Source organism: Streptomyces colwelliae (assembly GCF_048158785.1).
Taxonomy (GTDB): domain Bacteria; phylum Actinomycetota; class Actinomycetes; order Streptomycetales; family Streptomycetaceae; genus Streptomyces.
In genome coordinates this window covers 1-4,291 of record NZ_JBLTJC010000589.1, presented here as the reverse complement: position 1 = coordinate 4,291, position 4,291 = coordinate 1, and the positions used below count along the sequence as shown (strand labels likewise).

The following is a 4,291-nucleotide window of genomic DNA, read 5'->3' as shown; positions in this document are numbered from 1 at the left end:
GCACGTTCCGTACAGCCGCGAAACGGCTGGACGGGATCGCGGCGATGGGCTTCGACGTGGTGTATCTGCCGCCGATCCATCCCATCGGGAGCACCTTCCGCAAGGGCCCGAACAACACCCTCTCCGCAGGTCGCGAGGATGTCGGCGTCCCCTGGGCGATCGGCTCACCCGAGGGCGGCCACGACGCGATCCACCCCCAGCTCGGCACGCTGGAGGACTTCGACGCGTTCGTCGCGCGGGCCGCCGAGCTGGGCATGGAGATCGCGCTGGACTTCGCGCTCCAGTGCTCCCCCGACCACCCCTGGGTGGACAAGCACCCGGAGTGGTTCCACCACCGCCCCGACGGCACGATCGCCTACGCGGAGAACCCGCCGAAGAAGTACCAGGACATCTACCCGATCGCCTTCGACCGGGACATGGACGGCCTGATCGCCGAGACCGTCCGCGTGCTGCGGCACTGGATGGACCACGGGGTGCGGATCTTCCGCGTCGACAACCCGCACACCAAGCCGGTCGTCTTCTGGGACCGGGTGATCGCGGAGATCAACGGCACCGACCCGGACGTGATCTTCCTGGCGGAGGCGTTCACCCGTCCCGCGATGATGGCCACCCTCGCGCAGATCGGCTTCCAGCAGTCGTACACCTACTTCACCTGGCGCAACACGAAGGAGGAACTCACCGAGTACCTCAGCGAGTTGTCGGGCGAGGCGGCTGCCTACATGCGGCCGAACTTCTTCGTGAACACCCCGGACATCCTGCACGAGTTCCTCCAGGAGGGCGGCCGCCCGGCCTTCGAACTGCGCGCGGTACTGGCCGCCACCCTCTCTCCCACCTGGGGGGTGTACAGCGGGTATGAGTTGTGCGAGAACACACCGTTGCGGCCCGGCAGCGAGGAGTATCTGGATTCCGAGAAGTACCAACTCCGTCCCCGCGACTGGGTGTCGGCCGAGCGGGAAGGACGTAGCATCGCGCCATTGCTGGGCAAGTTGAACGACATCCGGCGCCGCAGCCCGGCGTTGCGGCAGCTGCGTGACCTCCACTTCCATCACACGGATCAGGAGGCGGTGATCGCGTACTCGAAGCGGAGCGGTTCGAACACGGTTCTGGTGGTCGTCAACCTCGACCCTCACCACACCCAGGAGGCCACGGTCTCGTTGGACATGCCGCAACTCGGCCTGGAATGGCACGAGTCGGTGCCGGTGCGCGACGAGCTCACCGGCGAGACCTATCACTGGGGCAGGGCCAACTATGTGCGCCTGGAACCGGGTAACCGGCCCGCACACATCCTCACCGTCCTGCGACCGTCCCCGCAGATCGGAGGGTCACCCACCATATGATCGTCAACGAGCCCGTCCCGGACACCTTCGAGGACACTCCCGCCAAGGACCGGGACCCCGAGTGGTTCAAACGCGCCGTCTTCTACGAGGTCCTGGTCCGCTCCTTCCAGGACAGCAACGGCGACGGCATCGGTGACCTCAAGGGCATCACCGCCAAACTCGACTACCTCCAGTGGCTCGGCGTCGACTGCCTCTGGCTGCCACCGTTCTTCAAATCCCCGCTGCGGGACGGTGGTTACGACGTCTCGGACTACACCGCCGTACTCCCCGAGTTCGGGGATCTGGCGGACTTCGTCGAGTTCGTCGACTCCGCCCACCAACGCGGCATGCGCGTCATCATCGACTTCGTCATGAACCACACCAGCGACCAGCACCCGTGGTTCCAGGAGTCGAGGAAAGACCCCGACGGGCCCTACGGCGACTACTACATGTGGGCCGACGACGACAAGCAGTACCCCGACGCCCGCATCATCTTCGTCGACACCGAAGCCTCCAACTGGACCTTCGACCCCGTCCGCAAGCAGTACTTCTGGCACCGCTTCTTCTCCCACCAACCGGACCTCAACTACGAGAACCCGGCCGTCCAGGAAGAGATCATCTCGGCGCTGAAGTTCTGGCTGGACCTGGGCATCGACGGCTTCCGCCTGGACGCGGTCCCGTACCTGTTCGCGGCCGAGGGCACCAACTGCGAAAACCTTCCGGCAACCCACGAGTTCCTCCGGCGGGTGCGCAAGGAGATCGACGCGCAGTACCCCGACACGGTGGTGCTGGCGGAGGCGAACCAGTGGCCCGAGGACGTCGTCGACTACTTCGGCGACTTCCCAAGCGGCGGCGACGAATGCCACATGGCGTTCCACTTCCCGGTCATGCCGAGGATCTTCATGGCGGTCCGCAGGGAGTCCCGCTACCCCGTCTCGGAGATCCTGGCCAAGACCCCGGCGATTCCGTCCGGTTGCCAGTGGGGCATCTTCCTGCGCAACCACGACGAGCTGACCCTGGAGATGGTCACCGACGAGGAACGCGACTACATGTGGGCGGAGTACGCGAAGGACCCGCGTATGCGCGCCAACATCGGCATCAGGCGGCGGCTGGCCCCGCTCCTGGACAACGACCGCAACCAGATCGAGCTGTTCACCGCCCTGCTGCTGTCGCTCCCCGGCTCGCCGATCCTCTACTACGGCGACGAGATCGGCATGGGCGACAACATCTGGCTCGGCGACCGCGACGCCGTCCGCACGCCGATGCAGTGGACACCGGATCGCAACGCAGGTTTTTCGTCCTGTGACCCCGGCCGACTGTCACTGCCGACCATCATGGACCCCGTCTACGGCTACCAGGTCACCAACGTCGAGGCGTCGATGTCGTCGCCGTCGTCGCTGCTGCACTGGACCCGCCGCATGATCGAGATCCGTAAGCAGAACCTGGCGTTCGGCCTCGGCTCGTACCGGGAACTGCCGTCGTCGAATCCGGCGGTGATCGCGTTCCTGCGCGAGTACGAGGACGACCTCGTCCTGTGCGTGAACAACTTCTCCCGGTTCGCGCAGCCGACGGAACTGGACCTACAGGCGTTCAATGGGAGGCATCCGGTCGAACTGTTCGGCGGGGTGCGCTTTCCGGCCGTAGGGCAGCTGCCGTACTTGCTGACGCTGGCGGGCCACGGCTTCTACTGGTTCAGGCTCCGCAAGGAAGCCGCCTAGATCCCGGCCGGTCCCTGCGGGGCGGGGCGGTTTCGGTTTCCCCCGCCCCGCCCGGGGCACGCAACAGTGACACCCCGACCACCCCGGGGAAAGGAACGTGACACCATGGCGGAAACTGTCACAATCTCCGGCCGGACCAGTCCGGGTCCCGGTCCCGGCCTCCTCACCTCCCTCGACCCGCTCCTGCGGGAGTGGCTGCCGAGGCAACGGTGGTTCGCGGGCAAAGGGCGTCCCGTCACGGGTTTCTCGCTGGTGGCGGCGACGGAGCTGCTGCCGCTGGACGGCAAGCTGGGCCTGTACCACCTCCTGGTCCGCGCCCACCAGTCCCCGGCCCCCGGCGACTGCTACCAACTCCTCATAGGCGTGCGCGAGGCGCTGCCACCCCGGCTCGCGCCCGCGCTGATCGGACATGTGGAGGAGGGCCCGCTCGCCGGTCACACGGTGTACGAGGCCCTGTACGACCCCCGGCCCGCCGAGGTGCTCCTGGAGGCGCTGCGCACCCAGGCCCGCATCGGCGGGCTGCGCTTCGAACGGGCTCCGGACGCCCCGGACATCGGCCCCAACCTGCCCCCTCGCCTGATGACGGCCGAGCAGTCCAATTCGTCGGTGGTCTACGGCGATACGTTCATCCTGAAACTGCTGCGCAGGATCGTGCCCGGCACCAACCCCGACCTGGAACTCCCGCTGGCGCTGGCCCTGGAGGGCTGCCCCAGGGTGCCGGCCCCGACGGCGTGGCTACGGGCGGAGTTCGCCGACGAGCCGTACGTCCTGGGAGTCCTCCAACCCTTCGTGCAGGGCGCGGCGGACGGCTGGGAACTGGCGCTGAGCGAACTGTCCAAGGGCGAGGACTTCGGCGCGGAGGCGAGGTCGCTGGGCAGGGCGACGGCGGAGGTCCACGTGGCGCTGGCGCGAGCGCTGCCGACGATGACGCTGGGCCACGCGCAGTTGGAACTCCTGGTCACCGGCATGACCGAGCGCCTGGACGCGGCGGCACAAGCGGTACCGGCCCTGCGCCCGTACGCCCCCGGCCTGCACTCGGCGTTCTCGGCCTTGGCAGACCTGGCGGCGGAAGGCCACACCTGGACCGCCCAGCGCATCCACGGCGACCTGCACCTGGGCCAGTGCCTGCACTCGGCGTCGCTCGTCATGAACTTCACGAACTTGGTGGAACCGTCCAAGTTGTTCGTGTTCTTGAAGACGGCGAGGTTGATGCCGGCCACCATCGAGTTGGTCTGCGCGCCGGTGCCCGGGGTGCCG

General features: G+C 67.4%; 1 protein-coding gene and 2 pseudogenes. All 3 read left to right on the top strand.

Going from position 1 to position 4,291, the window contains the following annotated elements; all coding sequences use genetic code 11:
• A pseudogene (locus ACNFOC_RS51420) lies at positions 1-1,337 on the top strand (alpha-1,4-glucan--maltose-1-phosphate maltosyltransferase); the annotation flags it as partial.
• Entirely contained in the window at positions 1,334-3,034 is a 1,701-nt protein-coding gene (treS, locus tag ACNFOC_RS51415) for a maltose alpha-D-glucosyltransferase (RefSeq protein WP_416965870.1), read from the top strand. The pseudogene ACNFOC_RS51420 and the gene treS, both read left to right, overlap by 4 nt.
• Positions 3,035-3,139: 105 nt before the next feature.
• Positions 3,140-4,174: pseudogene (locus tag ACNFOC_RS51410) on the top strand (maltokinase N-terminal cap-like domain-containing protein); the annotation flags it as partial.
• Positions 4,175-4,291 lie beyond the last annotated feature (117 nt).

Coding starts and splice junctions, on each gene's coding strand:
- treS (WP_416965870.1), top strand. CDS start 1,334: ATGATCGTCAACGAGCCCGTCCCGGACACCTTCGAGGACACTCCCGCC.